Consider the following 21,207-nt stretch of genomic DNA (forward strand, 5'->3'; position numbering starts at 1 on the left):
TCCGAGCGAGCCCGGAAGAAGCACCGGAAGAAGCAGAGGAAGCCATGAAGATCGAGAACGAATTCGGTGTCGATGCCCCGCTCGAGCGCGCCTGGGCCGCGCTCACGGACCTGGAGGGCCTGGCCCCCTGCATGCCCGGTGCGCAGCTCACCGGTGTCGAGGGCGATGTCTACAAGGGCAAGGTGAAGGTCAAGGTCGGGCCGGTGATCAGCCAGTTCGCCGGGACGGCCCGCTTCGTGGAGAAGGACGACGCCGCCCACCACGCGGTGATCAGTGCCTCCGGCAAGGACGCGCGGGGCGGCGGCAACGCCTCGGCGATGATCCACGCCCAGCTGCGGCAGGACGGCTCGGGCACGCACGTCAGCGTCTCCACCGACCTCAACATCAGCGGGAAGCTGGCGCAGTTCGGCAGCGGGATGATCAAGGAGATCTCGGAGAAGCTGCTGACGCAGTTCGTGCACAACCTGGAGGCGCAGCTGCACGAGGCGCCTGCGGCGGGCGGCACCGGACCGGCGGAGGCCCCCGCCGGCGCCGGCGGGGCGGCGGGCGCGGGCCCCGTGACCGCGGCCCCGCCGGTCGCGGAGTCGCCTGCCGCGCCGCCGACCCGTACGGAGGGCCCGGCCACGGCGCCCGCAACCCCGGCCCCCGGCCCGGCGGGAACGGCCCCCACGCCCACGGCCTCCACCCCGTCGACCCCCGCGTGGGGCCGCACGAGCGCGGGCCCCGCAGGTGCGGGTTCGGGGGAGGCGGCGACCGCGCCGGTCGCCGGCGGGTCGGCGGGGTCCGTGGCTGGTCGTACGGACGCGGCTTCCGCCGGTACGAGTTCGGGGCAGGCGACGTCCGCGCCGGCCTCCGGTGGTGCGGGGGAGGTGGGGATCGGGGCAGCGTTGCCCGCCGAGGGCGCGCGGGCCGGCCTCGGGTCCTTGGAGGCGGCCGCTCCCGTCGCGGGTCTGGCGGAGCCGCCCGCTGCTGTGGCGCCCGCTGACGCCTCGGCCGCCGGGGCGGGGTCCTTTCAGGCCACGCCGGAGGCCGAACCGCTGGATCTGATGGAGCTGGCCGGCTCGTCGGTCTACAAGAGGCTGATCCCGGTGGCGGTGCTCGTCCTCGTCGTGATCGGCGTGGTGATCTGGCTGATCGTCCGGTGACGGTTCCCGCCGGTGGCCTTCCGCTGCTCCCGGCCGTCGACCGCGCGGCCTTTGCCGTCGCGCTCGCCGGACGGCTGCGGGAGCGGGGGGTGGCGGTCGGCCTGACCTCCGTCGAGGACTTCACCCGGGCGCTGGAGGCGGTGCCGCCCTCGTCACGGGAGGCGCTGTACTGGACCGCCAGGATCTGCCTGGCCCGGGAGCACGGGGACCTGGCGGTCTTCGACGCCGTGTTCGACGCGGTCTTCGGGGACGCCGTCCTCCCGCTGGACCCCAACGCCCGGCGGACCGGCCTGGGCGCCGCCCCCACCGCGGACGACGGCTACGCCTCCGTACCCGGCCCGTCCCAGGAGTCGCAGGAGGGCGGCGGCCTGCCCTGGGTGACGCTGCCGCCGGCCGTCGCGGGAGCCGGGACGTCCGACGGCGCGGAGAAGCTCGCCGTGCCCGAGCGGCTGCCCAGCGACCTGGCCGGTCTCGCGGACACCCCTTTCGGCGAGCTGAGCCCGCGCGACACCGCGCTGCTCGGCCAGTGGCTGGAGCGGGCGCTGCCGGTCTGGCCGGTCCGCCGCTCCCGGCGCCACCGCGTCCGGCCCGGCGGCCCGCTGGTCGAACTGCGGGCGACCGTGGCGCGCGCCCGCCGTACCGGCTGGGAGCCGGTGAAGCTGGTCAGGACCGGGCCGGTGACCAGACCGCGCCGGGTCGTCGTGCTCTGTGACGTCAGCCAGTCCATGCAGCCGCAGGCGGTCGCGTACCTGCATCTGATGCGCGCGCTGGCCCTCACCACCGACGCGGAGGTCTTCGCCTTCGCCACCACGGTCACCCGGCTCACCACCGTGCTGGCGCACCGCTCGGCGGAGGCCGCGGTGGCGGCGGCCTCGGCCCGGGTGGTGGACCGCTTCGGCGGCACCCGGATCGCGGGCAGCCTGCGGACGCTGCTCGGCTCGCACCACGGTGGCCTGCTGCGGGGCGCGGTGGTGATCATCGGCTCGGACGGCTGGGACGGCGACCCGCCGGAGCAGCTGGCCGCGGCGATGGCGCGGTTGCGGCGCCGCGCCCACACGGTGGTCTGGCTCAACCCCCGGGCGGGGGCGCCCGGCTTCCTACCGCGCACCGGCACGATGGCCGCGGCGCTGCCGTACTGCGATGCGCTGCTGCCCGGTGACACCTTCGGCTCGCTGCTCCGGCTGCCCGCGGAGATCGCCGCCCGCGCCGCCCGCGGCCCCCGCGCCCGCGGCTGACCCCCGGCCATGTGCCCCGCAGGGGCGCTGGGGGTACCCCGGACGAAGTCTGGGGGAGGAACTGCGCGAACGGCCACGACGGGGCCGCACTCCGTCACCGGCCGAAAGGGGCTGTTGCTGCCGTTCCCGGACCACCGGCCGGTGGTGGGTTGCGCGCGCAGTTCCTCCCCCAGACTTCGTCCGGGGGCACCCCCAGCGCCTCCTTACCGTCAGCGGGACGCGGCTCAGCTCCAGAGGGTTACGTGCACCGCGGGGCGGAAGCGGCCCGCGGTGACGCCGGAACCCTTGAGCATCGCCTGGGTGGCCCGCGGGGTCGTGACGAAGCGCCGCAGCTCCGCCGCCACCGGCGGGGCGTCGCGGTCCGGCAGGGTGAGGATGTTCCAGGAGCCACGGGCCGGCAGCACCGGAGTGACCACCTGGTGCAGGTCGCCCGCCGCGAGGTCCTTCGCCACCGCGAAGGCGACCGCGAGCGCCACCCCCTTGCCGTGCTTGGCCTCCTCGATCGCGGCCGCGTGGCTCTGGAAGATCCGCTGGTTCTCCTCGGGCACGTTGATCCGGCGCAGCACCGTCGGCACCATCCCTATCCGGCCGACCGCCGAGGGCCCCAGCAGCCAGGTCTGCGCGCGCAGCTCCGGCAGGCCCACCCGGCCGGACACCAGCGGGTGGCCGGTGCCCACCACCGCCAGCACCTGGTAGTTGAGGAACGTCGTACAGGACATCGGCTCCTCAAGGGTGGCCGGCCGCGGCCCGATCGCCGCGTCGACCGCCCGGGTCACCAGCAGCGTGCCGAACCTCTGCGGGTTGTGGACGCTCAGCTCGACGTTCAGATCGGCGGCCCGCCCGGCGAAGAGCTCGATCAGGCCGGGCGCCGCGTGCTCCGCGAAGAGGCTCGACGTGGCCAGCCGCAGCAGCCGCCGTCCCGCTCCGGCCTGGCTGACCTCCAGCACGGTCCGGTCCTGGAGCCCGAGCATCTCGATCGCCCGGCTGGCCAGCCGCAGGCCGCCCGGGGTGAAGGCGAGCCCGCTCGCCGCCCGGGTGAAGAGCTTGTCGCCCAGCTCCTTGCGCAGATGCGCGACGTGCATCGAGACCGCGGCCTCCGACACGTCCAGATCGGCTGCGGCCGCCTTCACCGAGCCGAGCCGTACCGTCGCCGCGAACGCCCGCAACTGCGTCGGGGTCAACCGATGCCTCCCAACCGTCCGACCGACATCACCCGAGCCACCACCCGAATCACCACCGGAACCAGCGGAACCACCACCTCGACCCGCCATCCGCGGTGCCGCACAAGGGTCTTGTGGCCCCGGTCACAAACTACCTCCGGGAGTACGGACCCGGCTATGGTCCGTCGGGCGGCGCGATCCTGCGGGGGGAACGCCGCCGACCGGCGTTTTGACCCGTGCGGGCCCGCACGGGTATCCTCCTAGTTCGTTATGCGTATTGGCTTGCTCTATCTCACGTGAGGGGCCCTTACGCCGGTCCACCGGGCCGATGGACAGCGGCAAGCCGACGGGTTGCGTCCCCGAAGGCGGCCAGGGCTGTCGTGATCGTCCGGGTGGCCTTGTCAGGACACACTCACTGAGAAGAAGCGAAGGCTACGACCGTGCGTACGTTCAGCCCCAAGCCCGGCGATGTCACTCGCCAGTGGCACGTCATCGACGCGCAGGACGTCGTCCTGGGCCGTCTCGCGACCCAGACCGCGTCCCTTCTGCGGGGCAAGCACAAGCCCATCTACGCCCCGCACGTCGACACCGGTGACTTCGTCATCATCATCAACGCCGACAAGGTGCACCTGACCGGCAACAAGCGGACCCAGAAGATGGCCTACCGCCACTCCGGGTACCCGGGCGGCCTGCGTTCCGTGCGGTACGACGAGCTGCTGGACAAGCACCCCGAGAAGGCCATCGAGAAGGCCGTCAAGGGCATGCTTCCCAAGAACACCCTGGGCCGTCAGATGCTCTCGAAGCTGAAGGTCTACTCGGGCGACCAGCACCCGCACGCTGCCCAGCAGCCGGTGCCGTTCGAGATCACCCAGGTCGCGCAGTAGTCCCGGCCACCAGCTACCAGAAAGAATCTGAGGAGAATCGTGGCTGAGACCACTGCCGAGACCCCCGTCGAGGGCGACGAGACCTACGACGAGATCACCACCTTCGAGTCGGAGGCCGTCGAGTCGGAGTACACCTCCGAGTCGCTCGCGTCCCGCTTCGGCGACCCGCAGCCGGCCGCCGGCACCGGCCGCCGCAAGCAGTCCATCGCCCGCGTCCGGATCATCCCGGGCAGCGGAAAGTGGAAGATCAACGGTCGCACCCTTGAGGGCTACTTCCCGAACAAGGTGCACCAGCAGGAAGTCAACGAGCCGTTCAAGGTGCTGGAGCTCGACGGTCGTTACGACGTCGTCGCCCGTATCAACGGTGGCGGCATCTCCGGCCAGGCCGGTGCGCTGCGCCTGGGCGTCGCCCGTGCGCTCAACGAGGCGGACGTGGACAACAACCGCGGCCCGCTGAAGAAGGCCGGCTTCCTGACCCGTGACGACCGCGCGGTCGAGCGGAAGAAGGCCGGTCTGAAGAAGGCCCGCAAGGCGCCGCAGTTCAGCAAGCGCTGACGCCTCCGGCGGGGGTTTCCCGCTTCCCGCCCGGCGTGTCGAACGCCCCGGAGACACACTGGTGCCTCCGGGGCGTTTCGTTTACGCCCGGGCGTACATCTGTGGTGGTACGACCGATTGACCGGCTATCGGAGGAAAACAGTGGGACGACTCTTCGGCACCGACGGGGTGCGGGGCATCGCCAACGCCGATCTCACCGCCGAGCTGGCGCTCGGCCTGTCCGTCGCCGCGGCGCATGTGCTCGGCGAGCTGGGCAGCTTCGAGGGCCACCGGCCGGTGGCCGTGGTCGGCCGCGATCCACGGGCGTCCGGCGAGTTCCTGGAGGCCGCCGTGGTGGCGGGCCTCGCCAGCGCGGGCGTGGACGTCCTGCGGGTCGGTGTGCTGCCCACTCCTGCGGTGGCGTATCTCACCGGCGCGCTGGGTGCCGACCTCGGCGTGATGCTCTCCGCCAGCCACAACGCCATGCCGGACAACGGTGTCAAGTTCCTGGCCCGCGGTGGCCACAAGCTCGACGACGAGCTGGAGGAGCGGATCGAGGCGGTCTACGAGGAGCACAGCACCGGTGCGCCCTGGAACCGCCCCACCGGCGCCGGCGTCGGCCGGGTCCGCGACTACGACGAGGGCTTCGACCAGTACGTGGCCCACCTCATCGGGGTCCTGCCGAACCGGCTCGACGGCCTGAAGGTCGTTCTGGACGAGGCGAACGGCGCGGCCTCCCGGGTGTCGCCCGAGGCGTTCTCCCGGGCCGGCGCCGAGGTGATCACCATCGGCGCCGACCCCGACGGCCTCAACATCAACGACGGCTGCGGCTCCACCCACCTCGGCCTGCTGCAGGAGGCCGTGGTCGCGCACGGCGCCGACTTCGGCATCGCGCACGACGGCGACGCGGACCGCTGCCTGGCGGTGGACGCGAACGGCGCCGAGGTCGACGGCGACCAGATCATGGCGATCCTGGCGGTCGCGCTGCGCGAGCGCGGCGGGCTGCGGCAGGACACCGTCGTCGGCACCGTGATGTCCAACCTCGGCTTCAAGCTGGCGATGGAGCGCGAGGGCATCAACCTGGTGCAGACCGCGGTCGGCGACCGTTACGTGCTGGAGTCGATGAAGGAGCACGGCTACGCGCTCGGCGGGGAGCAGTCCGGGCACGTCATCGTGCTGGACCACGCCACCACCGGCGACGGCACGCTCACCGGTCTGCTGCTGGCGGCCAGGGTCGCCGAGACGGGACGGACGCTGGCCGACCTCGCCACCGTGATGCGGCGGCTGCCGCAGGTGCTGGTCAATGTGCCGGACGTGGACAGGAGCCGGGTGGAGTCCGCCGTCGAGCTGGCCGTCGCGGTCGCCGAGGCGGAGACCGAGCTGGGCGCGACCGGGCGGGTGCTGCTGCGCCCCTCGGGGACGGAGCCGCTGGTCCGGGTGATGGTGGAGGCGGCGGACATCGAGCACGCCCGTGCGGTGGCCGGGCGGCTGGCGGACGTGGTGAAGTCGACGCTGGGCTAGGTCCTGCGGTGCGCAAGGCCCGGGCCGGGCGGCCCGGGCCTTTTGCGTGCCGGGCGCGGGCGTCAGAGCTTGCGCAGGCTCAGCCGCTGCACCCTGTGCTCCGGGCCCTTGCGGATCACCAGCGTGGCCCGGCTGCGGGTCGGCAGCACGTTCTGCTCCAGGTTGGGCTGGTTGACGGTGCGCCACATCAGCTGGGCGTACTCCATCGCCTCGGCCTCCGGCACCTGGGTGTACGTGCGGAAGTACGAGCTGGGGTCCTGGAAGGCGGTGTCGCGGAGTTTGCGGAACCGCCCGAGGTACCACTGCTCGATGTCCTCGGTACGGGCGTCCACGTAGACGCTGAAGTCGAAGTGGTCGGCGAGGCCGATCCGGGTGCGGCCGTCGCTGCCGGGGAGGGCGGGCTGCAGCACGTTGAGCCCCTCGACGATCAGGATGTCGGGGCGGTGCACGGTGAGCTGCTCGCCGGGCACGATGTCGTAGCTCAGGTGGGAGTAGACGGGCGCGGTGACCTCGGGCTTGCCGGATTTCACGTCGGCGACGAAGCGGGTGAGGGCGCGGCGGTCGTAGGACTCGGGGAAGCCTTTGCGGGCCATCAGGCCGCGGCGGGTGAGTTCGGCGTTGGGGAGCAGGAAGCCGTCGGTGGTGACGAGTTCGACTCGCGGGTGCTCGGGCCAGCGGGCGAGCAGGGCCTGCAGCAGCCGGGCGGTGGTGGACTTGCCGACCGCGACGCTGCCGGCGACCCCGATCACGAAGGGCGTGCCGGGCTGGGCGCCGGCCAGGTCCCCGAGGAAGGTGTTGAGCGCGCCGCGCAGGCCGCTGTGGGCGGCGATGTAGAGGTTGAGCAGCCGCGAGAGCGGCAGGTAGACGTCGACCACCTCCTCCAGGTCGATCACGTCCCCCAGCCCGCGCAGCCGCTCTACCTCGGCGGCGGTGAGCGGAAGCGGGGTGCGGTCGCGCAGCGTCCGCCACTGGTCGCGGCTGAGGTCCACATACGGCGTCGCAGGCACGGCATTGATCGGCACGGGGCCATTCTCCTTCCCCCACCATTTCCCTCGCGGGGCGGTCCGGTGTGACGGTGCCTTACCAGGGGCGCGAGGAACTGCGCGACGAGCCACGATGGTGCCGCGCCCCGTCACCGTCCGGGTGGGGCTGTTGCTGTCGTGTCCGGACCACCGGCCGGTGGGTGGTTGCTCGCGCAGTTCTCCGCGCCCCTGCGGGGCGGGGGCTGTGCGACCGGCTCCCCGATCCGGTGTGACGGTGCCCTACCAGGGGCGCGAGGAACTGCGCGACGAGCCACGACGGCGCCGCACTCCGTCACCGTCCGAAGGGGGCTGTTGCTGTCGTGTCCGGACCACCGGCCCGGTGGTGGGTTGCTCGCGCAGTTCCTCGCGCCCCTTCGGGGCACCCCTGCGCGAGCAGCCACGATGGTGCCGCGCTTCGTCACCGGTGCAAAGGGGCTGTTGGGGTCGGGGCCGGGCTGCCGGCCGGTGGGGGGTAGCGGGGAGGCCCCCGGAGGGAGGGCGCAGCGTAGCGCGCTCGCTCGCCCCGCCATGCGGACACACCGCACCCCCGCCTAAGCTGACCCGCATGGGCGCATGCCGTGAACCGCGGTCGGGAACCGCAGGATGATCGTCGGGATCGGCATCGACGTGGCCGAAATCAACCGCTTCGAAGCGGCCCTCGCCCGCACCCCGGGCATGGCCGAACGCCTCTTCACCCCGACCGAGCTGCTCCTGCCCTCCGGCGACCCCCGCGGCACCGCCTCCCTCGCCGCCCGGTTCGCCGCCAAAGAGGCCCTCGCCAAGTCCCTCGGCGCCCCCTCCGGCCTGCACTGGCTCGACGCCGAGATCACCACCACCCCGGCGGGGCAACCCCTCCTCACCGTCACCGGCACCGTCGCCGCCCGCGCCGCCACCCTCGGCGTCCGCACCTGGCACGTCTCGCTGAGCCACGACGCCGGCATCGCCTCCGCGGTCGTCATCGCCGAGGGCTGATCAGGGCCGGCTCCCCCCTCGTAGCGGTACCGGCACGCGGCGATCCGGATCTCGTCCTCGGTGATCTTGTAGACGAGACGGTGTTCGTCGGTGATCCGGCGCGACCAGTAGCCCGGGAAGCCGTGCCTGAGCGGTTCGGGCTTGCCGATGCCTTCGTTGCCGTTGCGGGCGATGTCCCTGATCAGCGTGTTGATCCGTTTGAGCACCCTACGGTCCTGGACCTGCCACCAGAGGCAGTCGTCCCACGGCGCCTCGTCGAAGACGATCTTCACTCGTCGTCCGCCGGCCGCCGGGCGTTCGCCGGGCTGCGCAACAGGTACGCGGTCTCGCGCAGCGACTCGTACTCGGCGAGCGGGACGATGACGACGGGCTCGTGTCCCGCCCGGAGTATCGCCCTACGGTTTCCGGGCGGCCGTCCACGTGGCGGGAGGTGCCGTGCGGGCGGAAGGGGGAAGCTCGGGGGTAGGGGAAGAGCGACGTGGAGGTATGGGATGCGGTACGGGCACAGCGTGGCGGCGGTACGGGCGGCGGAGGGCGCGCTGATGGCGCTGGTGCCCGAGGGGGCGCTGATGCAGCGGGCCGCCGCCGGGCTGGCCGCGGTGTGCGCGGACCTGCTCGGCCGGGTCTACGGGTCCCGCGTCGTGGTGCTCACCGGCAGCGGCTCGAACGGCGGTGACGCGCTGTACGCCGGGGCCCGGCTCGCCCGCCGCGGCGCCGGCGTGACCGCCGTCCTGCTCGCGCCCGACCGTACGCACGCCGAAGGGCTCGCCGCGCTGCTGGCGGCCGGCGGCCGGACGGTGACGGAGGAGGACGGCCCCCGGGTGATCGCCGGCGCGGACCTCGTGCTGGACGGCATCACCGGGATCGGCGGCAAGGGCGGACTGCGCCCGGCGGCCGTACCGCAGGCCGAAGCCGCCCGGCAGAGCCGGGCCGCCGTGGTCGCGGTGGACCTGCCCAGCGGGGTGGACGCCGACACCGGCGAACTGGACGGCCCGGCCGTGCACGCCGACGTGACCGTCACCTTCGGCACGTACAAGACCGGCCTGCTCATCGACCCTGCGGCAGAACTGGCCGGCGTCCTGCGGCTGGTCGACATCGGCCTCGACGCGCACCTCGGGGCCCCCGAGGTGGAGGCCCTGCAGCACGCGGACCTGGCGGCGCTGCTGCCCCGCCCCGGCGGCGAGAGCGACAAGTACCGGCGCGGAGTGGTCGGCGTCGCGGCCGGTTCGCAGCGCTACCCGGGGGCCGCCGTGCTGGCGGTGTCCGGCGCGCTGCGGGCCGGTGCCGGGGCGGTCCGCTACGTCGGCCCCGGCGGCGACGCCGTACTGGCCCGGCACCCCGAGGTGCTGGTCTCGGCCGGCTCCCCGCACGACGCCGGCCGGGTCCAGGCCTGGGTGGTCGGGCCCGGCCTCGGCGACACCCCGGACGCGCACACCGCGGTGCACGAGGTGCTGGCCGCCGGCGTACCGGTGCTGGTGGACGCCGACGGGCTGCGCCTGATCGACCCGGAGACCGTACGCGCGCGCACCGCGCCGACCGTACTGACCCCGCACGCCGGCGAGGCCGCCGCCCTGCTGGGATGGCCACGGGAGGACGTGGAGGCGCGCCGGCTGGAGGCGGTACGGGCGCTGGCCGGCCGCTTCGGCGCGACCGTGCTGCTCAAGGGCGCCACCACCCTGGTGGCCGATCCGGACCCCGCCGTCCCGGTCCGGGTCAACCCCACCGGCACCGCCTGGCTCGCCACCGCAGGCAGCGGCGACGTCCTGTCCGGCCTCACCGGCTCGCTGCTCGCGGCCGGCCTCGCGCCCCGCGACGCCGCCTCCGCCGGCGCCTATCTGCACGGCCTCGCAGGACGCCTCGCCGAGGGCCCGCTCTCCGCCCTGGACGTGGCCGACACCGTCCCCGCGGCATGGCGGAACGTCCAGGACTGACGCGGCACCCGAGGTGGTTGAGCGGGAAACGGAGTGGGCCTGAGAGACTGGCCGCGATGAACGACATGGACACGCGCGCCCGGGCGCGGATCGATCTGGGCGCGCTGCGGGCGAATGTGGCGGCACTGCGGGCGAAGGCACCGGGCGCCGCGTTCATGGCCGTGGTCAAGGCGGACGGCTACGGGCACGGCATGGTGCGCTGCGCGCGGGCCGCCGTCGCGGCCGGCGCGACCTGGGCCGGGGTGGCCACCCCCGAGGAGGCGCTCGCCCTGCGCGCGGCCGGCATCGAGGCTCGCGTGCTGTGCTGGCTGTGGACGCCCGGCGGCCCCTGGCAGGAATGCGTCGAGGCGGACATCGACGTCACCGTCAGCGCCCGCTGGGCACTGGACGCGGTCACGCGCGCCGCCCGGGCGGCCGGCCGCCCCGCGCGGGTGCAGCTGAAGATCGACGCGGGGCTCGGCCGCAATGGCGCCCAGCCCGCCGACTGGCCGGACCTCACCGCCGCCGCCCGCGCCGCCGAACGCGACGGCCTGATCCGCGTCACCGGGGTCTGGGCCCACTTCTCCTGCGCCGACGAGCCAGGCCACCCCGCCATCGACCGCGAACTCGCCGTCTTCCGGCAGGCCGTGGCGCAGGCCGAGGACGCCGGGCTCACCCCCGAAGTGCGGCACATCGCCAACTCGCCCGGCACCCTCACCCTTCCCGAGTCCCACTTCGACCTGGTGCGGCCCGGCGTGGCGATGTACGGCATCTCCCCGGTGCCGCAGCTCGGCGGCCCGGCGGACTTCGGGCTGCGCCCGGTGATGACGCTCAGCGCCAACCTCGCCTCGGTCAAACGGGTGCCCGGCGGACACGGCGTCAGTTACGGGCACCACTACGTCACTCCGGGCGACACCACGCTTGCCCTGGTGCCCCTGGGGTACGCGGACGGTGTACCGCGGCACGCGTCCGGCGCGGGGCCGGTGCTGGTGGCCGGGAAGTGGCGGGTGGTGGCAGGGCGTGTCGCGATGGACCAGTTCGTCGTCGACCTCGGCGGCGATACGGCGGCCCCGGGCGACGAGGCCGTACTCTTCGGCCCCGGTGACCACGGCGAGCCCACCGCCGAGGACTGGGCCCGCGCCTGCGGCACCATCGCCTACGAGATCGTCACCAGGATCGGCCCCCGGGTCCCGCGTTCGTACGCCGACGCCGCTGCCGCTGCCGACACGGCCGGCTCCGACGGCCCTGCCGCTGACCCCGCGGGCCCCGCTCGCACCGCCGGCGGGCGGTGACGCCGCGATGCCTGAGAAGACGTGGGAGAAGGCCGGCCTGGTCGGCGCCGCCATCGGTGTGGTCGCCGCGGGCGCCGCCGCAGGAGTCGCGATCGAACGGGCCACCGTGGGCCGCGGCACCCGCCGCCGGGCCCGGCTCGCCCTCGACGCGGCCGGCCCGTACGGCACCCTGCGCGGCACCCCCGGCACGGTGATCGCCGAGGACGGCACCGAGCTGTACTACGAGACCGAGGAGGCCGACCCCCCGCCGCCGGCCCCCGAGCCGCCCGCCCGGCGCGGCCGTGGCTGGCTGCGGCGGCAGCCGGCGGGCAAGGACAGGCCGAAGCCGCCGGGGCCGCCGGTCACGGTGGTCTTCTCGCACGGCTACTGCCTCACCCAGGACTCCTGGCACTTCCAGCGCGCGGCCCTGCGCGGCGCGGTGCGGGCCGTCTACTGGGACCAGCGCAGCCACGGCCGCAGCGAACGCGGCCGCGACCAGACCTCCGGCAAGACCGCCACCATCGACCAGCTCGGCCGGGACCTCAAGGCGGTGCTCGACGCTGCCGTGCCCGAGGGCCCGGTGGTCCTGGTCGGGCACTCCATGGGCGGCATGACGGTGATGGCCTTCGCCGACCAGTTCCCCGAGTACGTCAGGGAGCGGGTGGCCGGCGTCGCCTTCATCTCGACCTCCGCGGGCAAGCTGGCCGCCGTCACGCTGGGGCTGCCGGCCGCCGGCGCGCGGGCCTTCCGCCTGCTGGCGCCGGGGGTGCTGCGGATACTCGGCAGCCAGGTGGACTTCGTGGAGCGCACCCGGCGGGCCACCGCCGACCTCTTCGCGGGCTTCATCAAGCGGTACTCGTTCGGCTCCGACGACGTCGATCCGGCGGTCGAGCGGTTCGCCGAACGGCTGATCGAGAGTACGCCGATCGATGTGGTGGCCGAGTTCTATCCGGCGTTCACCGAGCACGAGAAAGGCGCCGCGCTGGCGGTGCTCGACGGCGTGCCCGGTCTCGTACTCGCCGGTACCAAGGACCTGCTGACGCCGAGCGCGCACAGCGCGGACATCGCCGAGAAGCTGCCGGAGGCCGAGCTGATCATCGTGGAGGGTGCCGGGCATCTGGTGCTCATGGAGCGGCCCGCCCTCGTCAACGCGGCGCTCGCGCGGCTGATCGCGGAGGCGGCGGAGAGCGTACGCGCGCCCGTTGCGCAGCGGCTTCGCGAGCTGACGACCGCGCCTGACGCGTAGCATTCGCCATCATGGGCACACCGCACGACCCGTACGAAGCCGGCTCCGCGCCGGACGCCCCCGTCGTCCGGATCACCGTCCGGGATCCGGGGCGCATGCACGAGCTGGGGCGGCGGCTCGCCACCCTGCTGACCCCCGGCGACCTGGTCCTGCTCAGTGGTGAGCTGGGCGCGGGCAAGACCACGCTGACCCGCGGTCTGGGCGAGGGGCTGGGGGTGCGCGGCGCCGTCACCTCGCCGACCTTCGTCATCGCCCGGGTCCATCCCTCGCTCGGCGCCGGGCCGGCGCTGGTCCATGTGGACGCGTACCGGCTCAGCGGCGGCCTGGACGAGATGGAGGACCTGGACCTCGATGTGTCGCTGCCGGAGTCGGTGGTGGTCGTGGAGTGGGGTGACGGCAAGGTCGAGGACCTGTCGGACGCGCGGCTGCATGTCGTCATCGCCCGTACGGCGGGTGGGGACGAGCCGGCGCGGGGTGCGGGTGCGGAGGGTGCGGAGGGTGCTGACGACGCTGACGACGCTGACGACGTGCGTGAGGTGACGGTGACCGGCGTCGGGCCCCGCTGGGCCAAGGAGGATCTGACCGCGCTGGAGGTGTGAGCCGGTTGTGGATCACCTGTGGACCAGGTGTGAGCCGACAGGCTGTCGGGAAGATGTTGCGCAGGGGCGGGCGACCGTGGTCTGCTGGGTGCGGGCACCTGGTTAGGGCTGCCTAACTTCTCTCTACGAGGAGGCGCGCATGTCGGCCGAGCAGTCGCACGACCAGCACCCTGACGCCGCTGTCCGGCCGGTGGCCGGCCCGTCGGTACGGGACCTGCTCGCGGCCTGCGCAGCCGCCCGTACGGTCTCCACACCGCCGGAGAACCCCCCGGCCGCGGCCGCCCCGGACGAGCCCGCCGACCGCCGCCCCAACCGCGACGCGGCCTGACCCCCACGCGAACGGCTGATCCCCGAGCGGAAGCCTGCCGCCCTCCCTGACCCCCGCCCCCCGGAGCGGCGCACGCCCGCGGCGAGGTTGCTTCACGGGCCCCGCCAGGGTGGCCGCCAGACGCAGGGGGGTGCGGCTACTTCACGACCTCCACTGTCGTGCCGATGGTCGCCTGGACCCATACCGCGTCCGCGTCCGCGCGGGTTGTCCGGACGGCGGTCGTCCGTTTGGCCGGGTCGGGGCGGTCGAGGGAGCCGTCGGCCGCCGCGCTGAAGCCGATGTTCTTGCCGTCGGTCTCGGCGAAGAGCACCACGTGCTCGACCGCCGCCCCGTCGCCGCCCCGTCCCTTTGAGCGGCGCGCGAAGACCCGGTGGCTGCCGAGCGCCGGCTCCACCGTGCCGCCCACCACCGTGAAGGTCCGCACCACCTGCTCCTCGTCGTCCACCAGCCACACCCGGTGGCGCCGGAGGCTGTAGACCACGCGCTCGCCGGAGCCGGAATGCAGCGGGAGCCCCTGCTGGGCCGGCCCGCGGGCGGCGCCGCCGGCCGGGCGGGACTTCTGGTTCGTCCTGGCCGCGACCGCGGCCGGCGACGGGGCCGTGCCCGACGCCTCCTCCGCCAGCACCCCCACCGCGATCAGCGCCGCCGCGACCAGCGCGGTGACCAGGGTGCGGGATGAGAGTTGCGCCGTCCTTGCCGTCCTCGCCACGGTGTGCGTCCTCTCCTGCGGTCTCGTCTCCCGCGGTCTCGTCGTGCGTCACGTCCTGCGTCTCGCCCGTCATGGGCTCCGCACGGGCGCCCGTCGTCCCTGCCGCTCATACGTTCGCTGCGCGCCCGGTGCCGGCATGAGATACGAATTGCGTATTTGATCCCGTTTGACGGTAGCAGCCGTCCCGCCCGCGGCCCCGGCGCCGCGGGCGCGCGCCGTACGCTTGGCGTGTGCTGCTGCTTGCCTTCGACACCGCCACGCCCGCCGTCACCGCCGCCCTGCACGACGGGGAGCGGGTGCTCGCCGAGTCGACCGTCGTCGACGCGCGCCGGCACGGCGAACTCCTGGTGCCCGCCGTCGACCGCGTGCTGACCGCCGCCGGCGCGGTGATCTCGCAGGTCACCGGCGTGGTGGTGGGCGTCGGCCCGGGCCCGTACACCGGGCTGCGGGTCGGTCTGGTGACCGCCGCCGCCTTCGGTGACGCGCTCGGCGTCCCCGTGCACGGCGTCTGCACCCTGGACGGCCTGGCCTGGGCGGCCGGCGAGGCCGGACTCGACGGCCCCTTCACCGTCGCCACCGACGCCCGGCGCAAAGAGGTGTACTGGGCGCGGTACGACGGCCCCCGCCACCGGGTCACCGAACCCGCGGTGAACCGCCCGGCCGACATCGCCGACGACGTCGCGGGCCTCCCCGCGGTCGGCGCCGGCGCGCACCTGTACCCCGAGGTCTTCACCGACCACCGCCCGGACCCGGCCCACCAGTCGGCCGGCGCGCTGGCCGCGCTCGCCGTCCACCGGCTGGCCACCGGCGAGCCGTTCGCCCCCGCCCTGCCGCTCTACCTGCGCCGCCCCGACGCCCAGGTGCCCGCGGGGTACAAGGCGGTACTGCCGCGGTGACCCCGGCCGTACAGGGCGCCGCACCGGGGGCCGGCCAGGACATCGTCCTGCGGGACATGCGCTGGTGGGACCTGGACGCCGTCACCGCGCTGGAACACGACCTCTTCCCCGAGGACGCGTGGTCCCGCGGCATGTTCTGGTCCGAGCTCGCGGACGCCGGGCACCCGGCGGCGAGCCGGCGCTACGTCGTGGCCGAGCGGGCCGCGGACGGCCGGATCGTCGGCTACGCCGGGCTCGCCGCGGTGGCCGGCACCGGCGACGTGCAGACCATCGCCGCCGCCCGCGACCACTGGGGCACCGGCCTCGGCGCCCGGCTGCTCACCGAGCTGCTGCGGACCGCGACCGCCGCCGAGTGCCACGAGGTGCTGCTGGAGGTCCGGGTCGACAACCCGCGGGCCCAGCGGCTCTACCGGCGCTTCGGCTTCGAACCCATCGGCTTCCGCAAGGGCTACTACCAGCCGGGCAATGTGGACGCCCTGGTGATGCGGCTGGCCGACCCCGCTTCCACCATGACCGCCGGCGAACCGGCCGACCCCGGAGACGTAGAAGAGATCCATGGCTGACGAACCCCTTGTCCTGGGCATCGAGACCTCGTGCGACGAGACCGGTGTCGGCGTCGTGCGCGGGCACACCCTGCTCGCCGACGCGGTCGCCTCCAGCGTCGACGAGCACGCCCGTTACGGCGGTGTCGTGCCCGAGGTGGCCAGCCGCGCCCACCTGGAGGCGATGGTCCCCACCATCCAGCGCGCCCTGAAGCAGGCCGGGGTGAGCGCCCGCGACCTCGACGGCATCGCGGTGACCGCGGGCCCGGGCCTTGCGGGCGCGCTGCTGGTCGGGGTGTCGGCGGCCAAGGCGTACGCGTACGCCCTCGGCAAGCCGCTCTACGGGGTGAACCACCTCGCCTCGCACATCTGCGTGGACCAGCTGGAGCACGGCGCGCTGCCCGAGCCGACGATGGCGCTGCTGGTCTCCGGCGGCCACTCGTCGCTGCTGCTGGCGCCCGACATCACCGGCGACGTACGGCCGCTCGGCGCGACCATCGACGACGCGGCCGGCGAGGCGTTCGACAAGGTGGCCCGCGTGCTCGGGCTCGGCTTCCCCGGCGGCCCGGTGATCGACCGGTACGCCCGCGAGGGCGACCCGAAGGCCATCGCCTTCCCGCGCGGCCTGACCGGCGGCCGTGACCCGCTCTACGACTTCTCCTTCTCCGGCCTGAAGACCGCCGTCGCCCGCTGGGTCGAGGCGCGCCGCCGCGACGGGCAGGAGGTGCCGGTCGCCGATGTGGCCGCGTCCTTCCAGGAGGCGGTGGTGGACGTGCTGACCCGCAAGGCGATCAGGGCGTGCAAGGACAACGGCGTCGACCACCTGATGATCGGCGGCGGGGTGGCGGCCAACTCCCGGCTGCGGTCGCTGGCGCTGGAGCGGTGCGAGGACGCGGGCATCCGGCTGCGGGTGCCGCGGCCGGGGCTGTGCACCGACAACGGCGCGATGGTCGCGGCCCTGGGCGCCGAGATGGTGGCCCGCGGGCGGGCCGCCTCCACGCTCGACCTGCCGGCCGACTCCTCGCTGCCGGTGACCGAGGTGTCGGTGCCGGGGCACACGCACGAGGTTCACGGGTCCGTCCGATCGCACGATCATGTGCACGAGTTGAGCAAGGACAACCTCTACGGATGACCGTCACACTGATGTGGGAAGCCGCGGCCGCCGACGGATGCGGTCCTCAACTCCTCGACTGGGCACGGGAGCAGGAACTCCCCGCGGTGCCCCGGCGGCTGGAGTTCCTGGTCGCGCCCGGCGACCGGGTGCTGGTGATCAGCTGGTGGGAAGCGCCCTATGACGCGGAGATCCCCGAACTGCCCGATCCGCCGCCGGAGTTGGTACGCCGTCAGGTGCACCGGTGGCGCTTCGTGTCGGTGTCGGTGGAGAGCTGAGGTCAACTCCCGTGCGGGGGTCAACTTTCGTGCGGGAGTCAACTCCCTTGCGCGGGGCGCCCGATGAGCATCGTGGGCGCGCCTGCCACCCGGGTCAGGAAGACGGTCGCAGCGTTCGGGCCCCGCGGTTTGACCTGGCGCCGTACCTCCTCCGGCTCCACCGCGGAGCCGCGCTTCTTCACCGTCAGATTGCCCACTTCGCGCTCCCGCAGCAGCGCCTTGAGCCGTTTCATGCCGAACGGCAGGACGTCACCGATCTCGTACGCCGTCGCCCAGGGCGTGGGGGCGAGCGCGTCGGCGGTCACGTACGCGATGGTGGGGTCGATCAGTCCGCCGTCCAGCTGCCGTGCCACGGTGGCCACCAGATGGGCCCTGATGACCGCGCCGTCGGGCTCGTAGAGGAAGCGGCCGACCGCCCGGACCGGTGGGGCCTGCGGCGGCTCGGCGGCCCGCAGCGCGTCTCCTGAGGGCAGCAGGGTGGCCCGTACGGCGCCGGGCGCGGTGCCGAACCACAGCGCGGCCTCCTTCACGTCGCCGTGGTCCGACACCCACTCCGCCTCGGCGTCCGCCGGTACGGCCTCGTGCGGGATGCCGGGGGCCACCTTCACCGCGGCGAAGGGTGCCGTACGGGCCGCGGCGAGCGCCCAGGAGAGCGGCGGGGAGTACGCCTCGGGGTCGAAGGTCCGGCCCCGCCCGGTGCGGCGCGCCGGGTCGGCGAACACCGCGTCGTAGCCGGTGGTGTCCACCTCGGTGACGTCCGCGCACCGCACCTCGATCCGGTCGGCCAGGCCCAGTGCCTCGGCGTTGGCGCGGGCCACCGCGCAGGTCAGCGGGTCGCGGTCGACGGCCAGCACGTCGATGCCGGCCCGGGCCAGTGCGATGGCGTCGCCGCCGATGCCGCCGCACAGGTCGGCGAGCCGGCGCACGCCGAGCCGGCGGAAGCGGGCGGCCCGGTGGGCGGCCACGCTGGTGCGGGTGGCCTGTTCGACGCCGTTCGCGGTGAAGTACATCCGGGCGGCGTCCTCGGCCCCGAACTTGGCGGCGGCGCGCTGCCGCAGCCGTGCCTGTGTCATGGCGGCGGCCACCAGGCGGGGGGCGTGCGTGCGCCGCAGCCGGGTCGCTGCCGCGAGCTCACCGGAGGGGGTGTGCCCCCGGACTGCCTCCAGCACGGTCTGCCCTTCGGGCCCGAGCAACCCGGCGAACTCCTCAACATCCACGCCCCCATTCTCCCCGCCCCCGCGGAAGCGCCCCGCAGGGGCGCGGTGCCGCGCTTCGTCACCGGCCGGGTGGGGCGGTTGCTGTCGTGTCCGGCCCACTGGCCGGTGGTGGGTTGCTCGCGCAGTTCCCCGCGCCCCTTCGGGGCGCCCCGAAGGGGCGCGGGGAACTGCGCGACCGGCCACGATGGCGCCGCGCTCCGTCACCGGCCGGAAGGGCTGTTGCTGTCGTATCCGGCCCGGCGCCCCGGGCCCCTGGGGGGCGGGGAAGGCCCGGCACGGGCCGTGAGACCCGGTGCGCCCCTGCGCGGGAGACGCGCTGAGTCTGGCACTCCGCTTGACCGAGTGCTAAGAGCGTCCTAGTCTCAGACCTGGCACTCGGCACCGCTGAGTGCCAGCACATCAGCGACGGGCAGGTCCGGCACCCGCGACGACGGGCCTACCAGGTCGCCGACCCAGACAGACACTCCCGTGAGCCCTTTGAAGGGGGAGGTCGGATCGTGACGACCGCCAGCACCAAGGTTGCCATCAAGCCGCTTGAGGACCGCATTGTGGTCCAGCCGCTGGATGCCGAGCAGACCACGGCCTCCGGCCTGGTCATTCCGGACACCGCCAAGGAGAAGCCCCAGGAGGGCGTCGTCCTGGCCGTGGGTCCGGGCCGTTTCGAGGACGGCAACCGCCTGCCGCTCGACGTCTCCGTCGGGGACGTCGTGCTCTACAGCAAGTACGGCGGCACCGAGGTGAAGTACAACGGCGAGGAGTACCTCGTCCTCTCGGCGCGCGACGTCCTCGCGATCATCGAGAAGTAAGTCTTCCGGCTCCACCGCACAGCCGCGATCCCGCCCCGGGTTCTCCGTGTCCATCAGGCCGGGGGCCCCGGGGCGGTTTCGTTGGGCGACCGTGAAGGCCCTTGACGACGACCGTCCTTGACGACGACAACCGACTGACGAGTAGACGAGGTAGTTCGCAGGCATGGCCAAGATTCTGAAGTTCGATGAGGACGCCCGTCGCGCCCTGGAGCGTGGCGTCAACAAACTCGCCGACACCGTGAAGGTGACCATCGGCCCCAAGGGCCGCAATGTCGTCATCGACAAGAAGTTCGGCGCCCCGACCATCACCAACGACGGTGTCACCATCGCCCGTGAGGTCGAGCTGGACGACCCGTACGAGAACCTGGGTGCCCAGCTCGTCAAGGAGGTGGCGACCAAGACCAACGACATCGCGGGTGACGGCACCACCACCGCGACCGTCCTGGCGCAGGCGCTGGTCCGCGAGGGCCTGCGCAACGTCGCCGCCGGCGCCTCCCCCGCCGCCCTGAAGAAGGGCATCGACGCGGCCGTCAAGGCCGTCTCCGAAGAGCTGCTCTCCTCCGCCCGCGCGATCGAGGGCAAGGAGGACATCGCCGCGGTCGCCGCGCTGTCCGCCCAGGACAAGCAGGTCGGCGAGCTGATCGCCGAGGCGATGGACAAGGTCGGCAAGGACGGTGTCATCACCGTCGAAGAGTCCAACACCATGGGCCTCGACCTGGACTTCACCGAAGGTATGGCGTTCGACAAGGGCTACCTGTCGCCGTACTTCGTCACCGACCAGGAGCGGATGGAGGCCGTCCTCGACGACCCGTACATCCTGGTCCACCAGGGCAAGATCTCCTCGATCCAGGACCTGCTGCCGCTGCTGGAGAAGATCATCCAGGCCGGTGGTTCCAAGCCGCTGCTGATCATCGCCGAGGACGTCGAGGGCGAGGCGCTCTCCACCCTGGTCGTCAACAAGATCCGCGGCACGTTCAACGCGGTCGCGGTCAAGGCGCCCGGCTTCGGTGACCGCCGCAAGGCCATGCTCGGCGACATCGCCACCCTCACCGGCGCGACCGTCATCGCCGAGGAGGTCGGCCTCAAGCTCGACCAGGCCGGGCTCGACCTGCTGGGCACCGCCCGCCGGGTCACCGTCACCAAGGACGACACCACGATCGTCGACGGTGCCGGCGACAAGGCCGAGATCGAGGGCCGGATCGGCCAGATCAAGGCGGAGATCTCCTCCACCGACTCCGACTGGGACCGCGAGAAGCTCCAGGAGCGCCTCGCCAAGCTGGCCGGCGGCGTGTGCGTGATCCGGGTCGGCGCGGCCACCGAGGTCGAGCTCAAGGAGAAGAAGCACCGCCTGGAGGACGCGATCTCCGCGACCCGCGCGGCCGTCGAGGAGGGCATCGTCTCCGGCGGTGGCTCCGCCCTGGTGCACGCGGTCAAGGTGCTCGCCGACAACCTCGGCAAGACCGGTGACGAGGCCACCGGTGTCGCGGTGGTCCGCCGCGCCGCCGTCGAGCCGCTGCGCTGGATCGCCGAGAACGCCGGCCTTGAGGGTTACGTCATCACCTCCAAGGTCGCCGACCTCGACAAGGGCCACGGCTTCAACGCCGCCACCGGCGAGTACGGCGACCTGGTCAAGGCCGGCGTGATCGACCCGGTCAAGGTCACCCGCTCCGCCCTGGAGAACGCGGCCTCCATCGCGTCCCTCCTGCTCACCACCGAGACCCTCGTGGTCGAGAAGAAGGAAGAGGAGCCCGCGGAAGCCGCCCACGGCGGCCACGGCCACTCCCACTGACCCACCCCGCCCCACCCGCGGCCCGGCCCCCT

22 protein-coding genes and 1 pseudogene are annotated in these 21,207 nt (G+C 73.6%); 17 read left to right on the forward strand and 6 right to left on the reverse strand.

What is annotated here, in order from left to right:
* Window positions 1–44 precede the first annotated feature (44 nt).
* On the forward strand, window positions 45–1,145 hold the full coding sequence (locus OG552_RS22060; protein WP_329135531.1) for an SRPBCC domain-containing protein: 1,101 nt from the start codon (window positions 45–47) through the stop codon (window positions 1,143–1,145).
* Complete coding sequence (locus OG552_RS22065; protein ID WP_329135533.1) at window positions 1,142–2,380, forward strand: vWA domain-containing protein; 1,239 nt, start codon at window positions 1,142–1,144, stop codon at window positions 2,378–2,380. The genes OG552_RS22060 and OG552_RS22065 overlap by 4 nt, the downstream gene beginning before the upstream one ends.
* 224 nt (window positions 2,381–2,604) lie before the next feature.
* Here OG552_RS22065 and OG552_RS22070 read toward each other — a convergent pair whose 3' ends face one another.
* Window positions 2,605–3,561, reverse strand: a complete 957-nt coding sequence (locus tag OG552_RS22070; RefSeq protein WP_329135535.1) for a LysR family transcriptional regulator — start codon at window positions 3,559–3,561, stop codon at window positions 2,605–2,607.
* Between the two features lie 419 nt (window positions 3,562–3,980).
* Between OG552_RS22070 and rplM the strand changes: the two genes are divergently transcribed.
* The 3 genes from rplM to glmM all read left to right on the forward strand — a co-directional run bounded on the left by rplM (window position 3,981) and on the right by glmM (window position 6,479).
* On the forward strand, window positions 3,981–4,424 hold the full coding sequence (gene rplM, locus OG552_RS22075) for a 50S ribosomal protein L13 (RefSeq protein WP_329135537.1): 444 nt from the start codon (window positions 3,981–3,983) through the stop codon (window positions 4,422–4,424).
* Between the two features lie 39 nt (window positions 4,425–4,463).
* A complete protein-coding gene (gene rpsI / locus OG552_RS22080; RefSeq protein ID WP_329135539.1) occupies window positions 4,464–4,979 on the forward strand; it encodes a 30S ribosomal protein S9 in 516 nt (171 codons plus the stop codon).
* A gap of 141 nt (window positions 4,980–5,120) precedes the next feature.
* The gene (glmM, locus tag OG552_RS22085) at window positions 5,121–6,479 is read left to right on the forward strand and encodes a phosphoglucosamine mutase (RefSeq protein ID WP_329135541.1); all 1,359 of its coding nucleotides are present in this window, start codon (window positions 5,121–5,123) and stop codon (window positions 6,477–6,479) included.
* Window positions 6,480–6,541: 62 nt separating this feature from the next.
* On the opposite strand, the gene coaA is transcribed toward glmM, so the two are convergent.
* On the reverse strand, window positions 6,542–7,501 hold the full coding sequence (coaA, locus tag OG552_RS22090; protein ID WP_329135543.1) for a type I pantothenate kinase: 960 nt from the start codon (window positions 7,499–7,501) through the stop codon (window positions 6,542–6,544).
* Window positions 7,502–8,104: 603 nt separating this feature from the next.
* On the opposite strand from coaA, the gene OG552_RS22095 reads away from it, so the two are divergent.
* Window positions 8,105–8,473, forward strand: a complete 369-nt coding sequence (locus tag OG552_RS22095; RefSeq protein WP_329135545.1) for a holo-ACP synthase — start codon at window positions 8,105–8,107, stop codon at window positions 8,471–8,473.
* A gap of 17 nt (window positions 8,474–8,490) precedes the next feature.
* Here OG552_RS22095 and OG552_RS22100 read toward each other — a convergent pair.
* Together OG552_RS22100 and OG552_RS36480 are read right to left on the reverse strand one after the other, a co-directional pair.
* Window positions 8,491–8,745: pseudogene (locus tag OG552_RS22100) on the reverse strand (Txe/YoeB family addiction module toxin); the annotation flags it as partial.
* Window positions 8,742–8,864 carry a type II toxin-antitoxin system Phd/YefM family antitoxin gene (locus tag OG552_RS36480; protein WP_443071181.1) on the reverse strand — a complete coding sequence of 41 codons (123 nt, stop codon included), beginning with the start codon at window positions 8,862–8,864 and terminating at the stop codon, window positions 8,742–8,744. The gene OG552_RS36480 and the pseudogene OG552_RS22100, both read right to left, overlap by 4 nt.
* A 100-nt stretch (window positions 8,865–8,964) precedes the next feature.
* Here OG552_RS36480 and OG552_RS22110 point away from each other — a divergent pair, with 100 nt between their 5' ends.
* The 5 genes from OG552_RS22110 (at window position 8,965) to OG552_RS22130 (ending at window position 13,827) form a co-directional block, all read left to right on the forward strand.
* Complete coding sequence (locus tag OG552_RS22110; protein WP_329135547.1) at window positions 8,965–10,404, forward strand: NAD(P)H-hydrate dehydratase; 1,440 nt, start codon at window positions 8,965–8,967, stop codon at window positions 10,402–10,404.
* 56 nt (window positions 10,405–10,460) lie between these two features.
* Window positions 10,461–11,675 (forward strand): alanine racemase, encoded by a 1,215-nt coding sequence (gene alr, locus OG552_RS22115; protein ID WP_329135549.1) that lies wholly within the window; start codon window positions 10,461–10,463, stop codon window positions 11,673–11,675.
* A gap of 7 nt (window positions 11,676–11,682) precedes the next feature.
* Window positions 11,683–12,900 (forward strand): alpha/beta fold hydrolase, encoded by a 1,218-nt coding sequence (locus tag OG552_RS22120; protein ID WP_329135551.1) that lies wholly within the window; start codon window positions 11,683–11,685, stop codon window positions 12,898–12,900.
* A gap of 11 nt (window positions 12,901–12,911) precedes the next feature.
* A complete protein-coding gene (tsaE, locus tag OG552_RS22125; RefSeq protein WP_329135553.1) occupies window positions 12,912–13,499 on the forward strand; it encodes a tRNA (adenosine(37)-N6)-threonylcarbamoyltransferase complex ATPase subunit type 1 TsaE in 588 nt (195 codons plus the stop codon).
* Between the two features lie 139 nt (window positions 13,500–13,638).
* The gene (locus OG552_RS22130; protein WP_329135555.1) at window positions 13,639–13,827 is read left to right on the forward strand and encodes a hypothetical protein; all 189 of its coding nucleotides are present in this window, start codon (window positions 13,639–13,641) and stop codon (window positions 13,825–13,827) included.
* A gap of 136 nt (window positions 13,828–13,963) precedes the next feature.
* Here OG552_RS22130 and OG552_RS22135 read toward each other — a convergent pair whose 3' ends face one another.
* Window positions 13,964–14,536, reverse strand: a complete 573-nt coding sequence (locus OG552_RS22135) for a L,D-transpeptidase (protein WP_329135557.1) — start codon at window positions 14,534–14,536, stop codon at window positions 13,964–13,966.
* A gap of 230 nt (window positions 14,537–14,766) precedes the next feature.
* On the opposite strand from OG552_RS22135, the gene tsaB reads away from it, so the two are divergent.
* Genes tsaB through OG552_RS22155 form a run of 4 tightly spaced genes read left to right on the forward strand, consistent with a single transcriptional unit; the run spans window position 14,767 to window position 17,363 of the window.
* Window positions 14,767–15,432 carry a tRNA (adenosine(37)-N6)-threonylcarbamoyltransferase complex dimerization subunit type 1 TsaB gene (tsaB, locus tag OG552_RS22140; protein ID WP_329135559.1) on the forward strand — a complete coding sequence of 222 codons (666 nt, stop codon included), beginning with the start codon at window positions 14,767–14,769 and terminating at the stop codon, window positions 15,430–15,432.
* Window positions 15,433–15,488: 56 nt separating this feature from the next.
* Entirely contained in the window at window positions 15,489–15,995 is a 507-nt protein-coding gene (rimI, locus tag OG552_RS22145; protein WP_329140993.1) for a ribosomal protein S18-alanine N-acetyltransferase, read from the forward strand.
* Complete coding sequence (gene tsaD / locus OG552_RS22150) at window positions 15,988–17,106, forward strand: tRNA (adenosine(37)-N6)-threonylcarbamoyltransferase complex transferase subunit TsaD (RefSeq protein WP_329135561.1); 1,119 nt, start codon at window positions 15,988–15,990, stop codon at window positions 17,104–17,106. The genes rimI and tsaD overlap by 8 nt, the downstream gene beginning before the upstream one ends.
* Window positions 17,103–17,363, forward strand: coding sequence for a hypothetical protein (locus OG552_RS22155; RefSeq protein WP_329135563.1), 261 nt, complete (start codon window positions 17,103–17,105; stop codon window positions 17,361–17,363). Before tsaD ends, OG552_RS22155 begins: the two co-directional genes overlap by 4 nt.
* 38 nt (window positions 17,364–17,401) lie before the next feature.
* On the opposite strand, the gene OG552_RS22160 is transcribed toward OG552_RS22155, so the two are convergent.
* Window positions 17,402–18,580: a class I SAM-dependent methyltransferase gene (locus OG552_RS22160; protein ID WP_329135565.1), complete on the reverse strand. Its 1,179-nt coding sequence runs from the start codon at window positions 18,578–18,580 to the stop codon at window positions 17,402–17,404.
* A 497-nt stretch (window positions 18,581–19,077) separates the two neighbouring features.
* On the opposite strand from OG552_RS22160, the gene groES reads away from it, so the two are divergent.
* Both groES and groL read left to right on the forward strand, forming a co-directional pair.
* A complete protein-coding gene (gene groES, locus OG552_RS22165) occupies window positions 19,078–19,386 on the forward strand; it encodes a co-chaperone GroES (RefSeq protein ID WP_165240547.1) in 309 nt (102 codons plus the stop codon).
* A 163-nt stretch (window positions 19,387–19,549) separates the two neighbouring features.
* Window positions 19,550–21,175, forward strand: coding sequence for a chaperonin GroEL (gene groL, locus OG552_RS22170; protein WP_329135569.1), 1,626 nt, complete (start codon window positions 19,550–19,552; stop codon window positions 21,173–21,175).
* The last annotated feature ends 32 nt before the right edge of the window (window positions 21,176–21,207 follow it).

Origin of the sequence: Streptomyces sp. NBC_01476 (genome assembly GCF_036227265.1) — a bacterium.
Taxonomy (GTDB): domain Bacteria; phylum Actinomycetota; class Actinomycetes; order Streptomycetales; family Streptomycetaceae; genus Actinacidiphila.

What these genes read in the sequence shown, in the direction of transcription:
- OG552_RS22060 (WP_329135531.1), top strand. Translation starts at nt 45, where the DNA reads ATGAAGATCGAGAACGAATTCGGTGTCGATGCCCCGCTCGAGCGCGCC.
- OG552_RS22095 (WP_329135545.1), top strand. Translation starts at nt 8,105, where the DNA reads ATGATCGTCGGGATCGGCATCGACGTGGCCGAAATCAACCGCTTCGAA.
- OG552_RS22110 (WP_329135547.1), top strand. Translation starts at nt 8,965, where the DNA reads ATGCGGTACGGGCACAGCGTGGCGGCGGTACGGGCGGCGGAGGGCGCG.
- alr (WP_329135549.1), top strand. Translation starts at nt 10,461, where the DNA reads ATGAACGACATGGACACGCGCGCCCGGGCGCGGATCGATCTGGGCGCG.
- OG552_RS22120 (WP_329135551.1), top strand. Translation starts at nt 11,683, where the DNA reads ATGCCTGAGAAGACGTGGGAGAAGGCCGGCCTGGTCGGCGCCGCCATC.
- tsaE (WP_329135553.1), top strand. Translation starts at nt 12,912, where the DNA reads ATGGGCACACCGCACGACCCGTACGAAGCCGGCTCCGCGCCGGACGCC.
- OG552_RS22130 (WP_329135555.1), top strand. Translation starts at nt 13,639, where the DNA reads ATGTCGGCCGAGCAGTCGCACGACCAGCACCCTGACGCCGCTGTCCGG.
- rimI (WP_329140993.1), top strand. Translation starts at nt 15,489, where the DNA reads ATGCGCTGGTGGGACCTGGACGCCGTCACCGCGCTGGAACACGACCTC.
- tsaD (WP_329135561.1), top strand. Translation starts at nt 15,988, where the DNA reads ATGGCTGACGAACCCCTTGTCCTGGGCATCGAGACCTCGTGCGACGAG.
- OG552_RS22155 (WP_329135563.1), top strand. Translation starts at nt 17,103, where the DNA reads ATGACCGTCACACTGATGTGGGAAGCCGCGGCCGCCGACGGATGCGGT.
- groL (WP_329135569.1), top strand. Translation starts at nt 19,550, where the DNA reads ATGGCCAAGATTCTGAAGTTCGATGAGGACGCCCGTCGCGCCCTGGAG.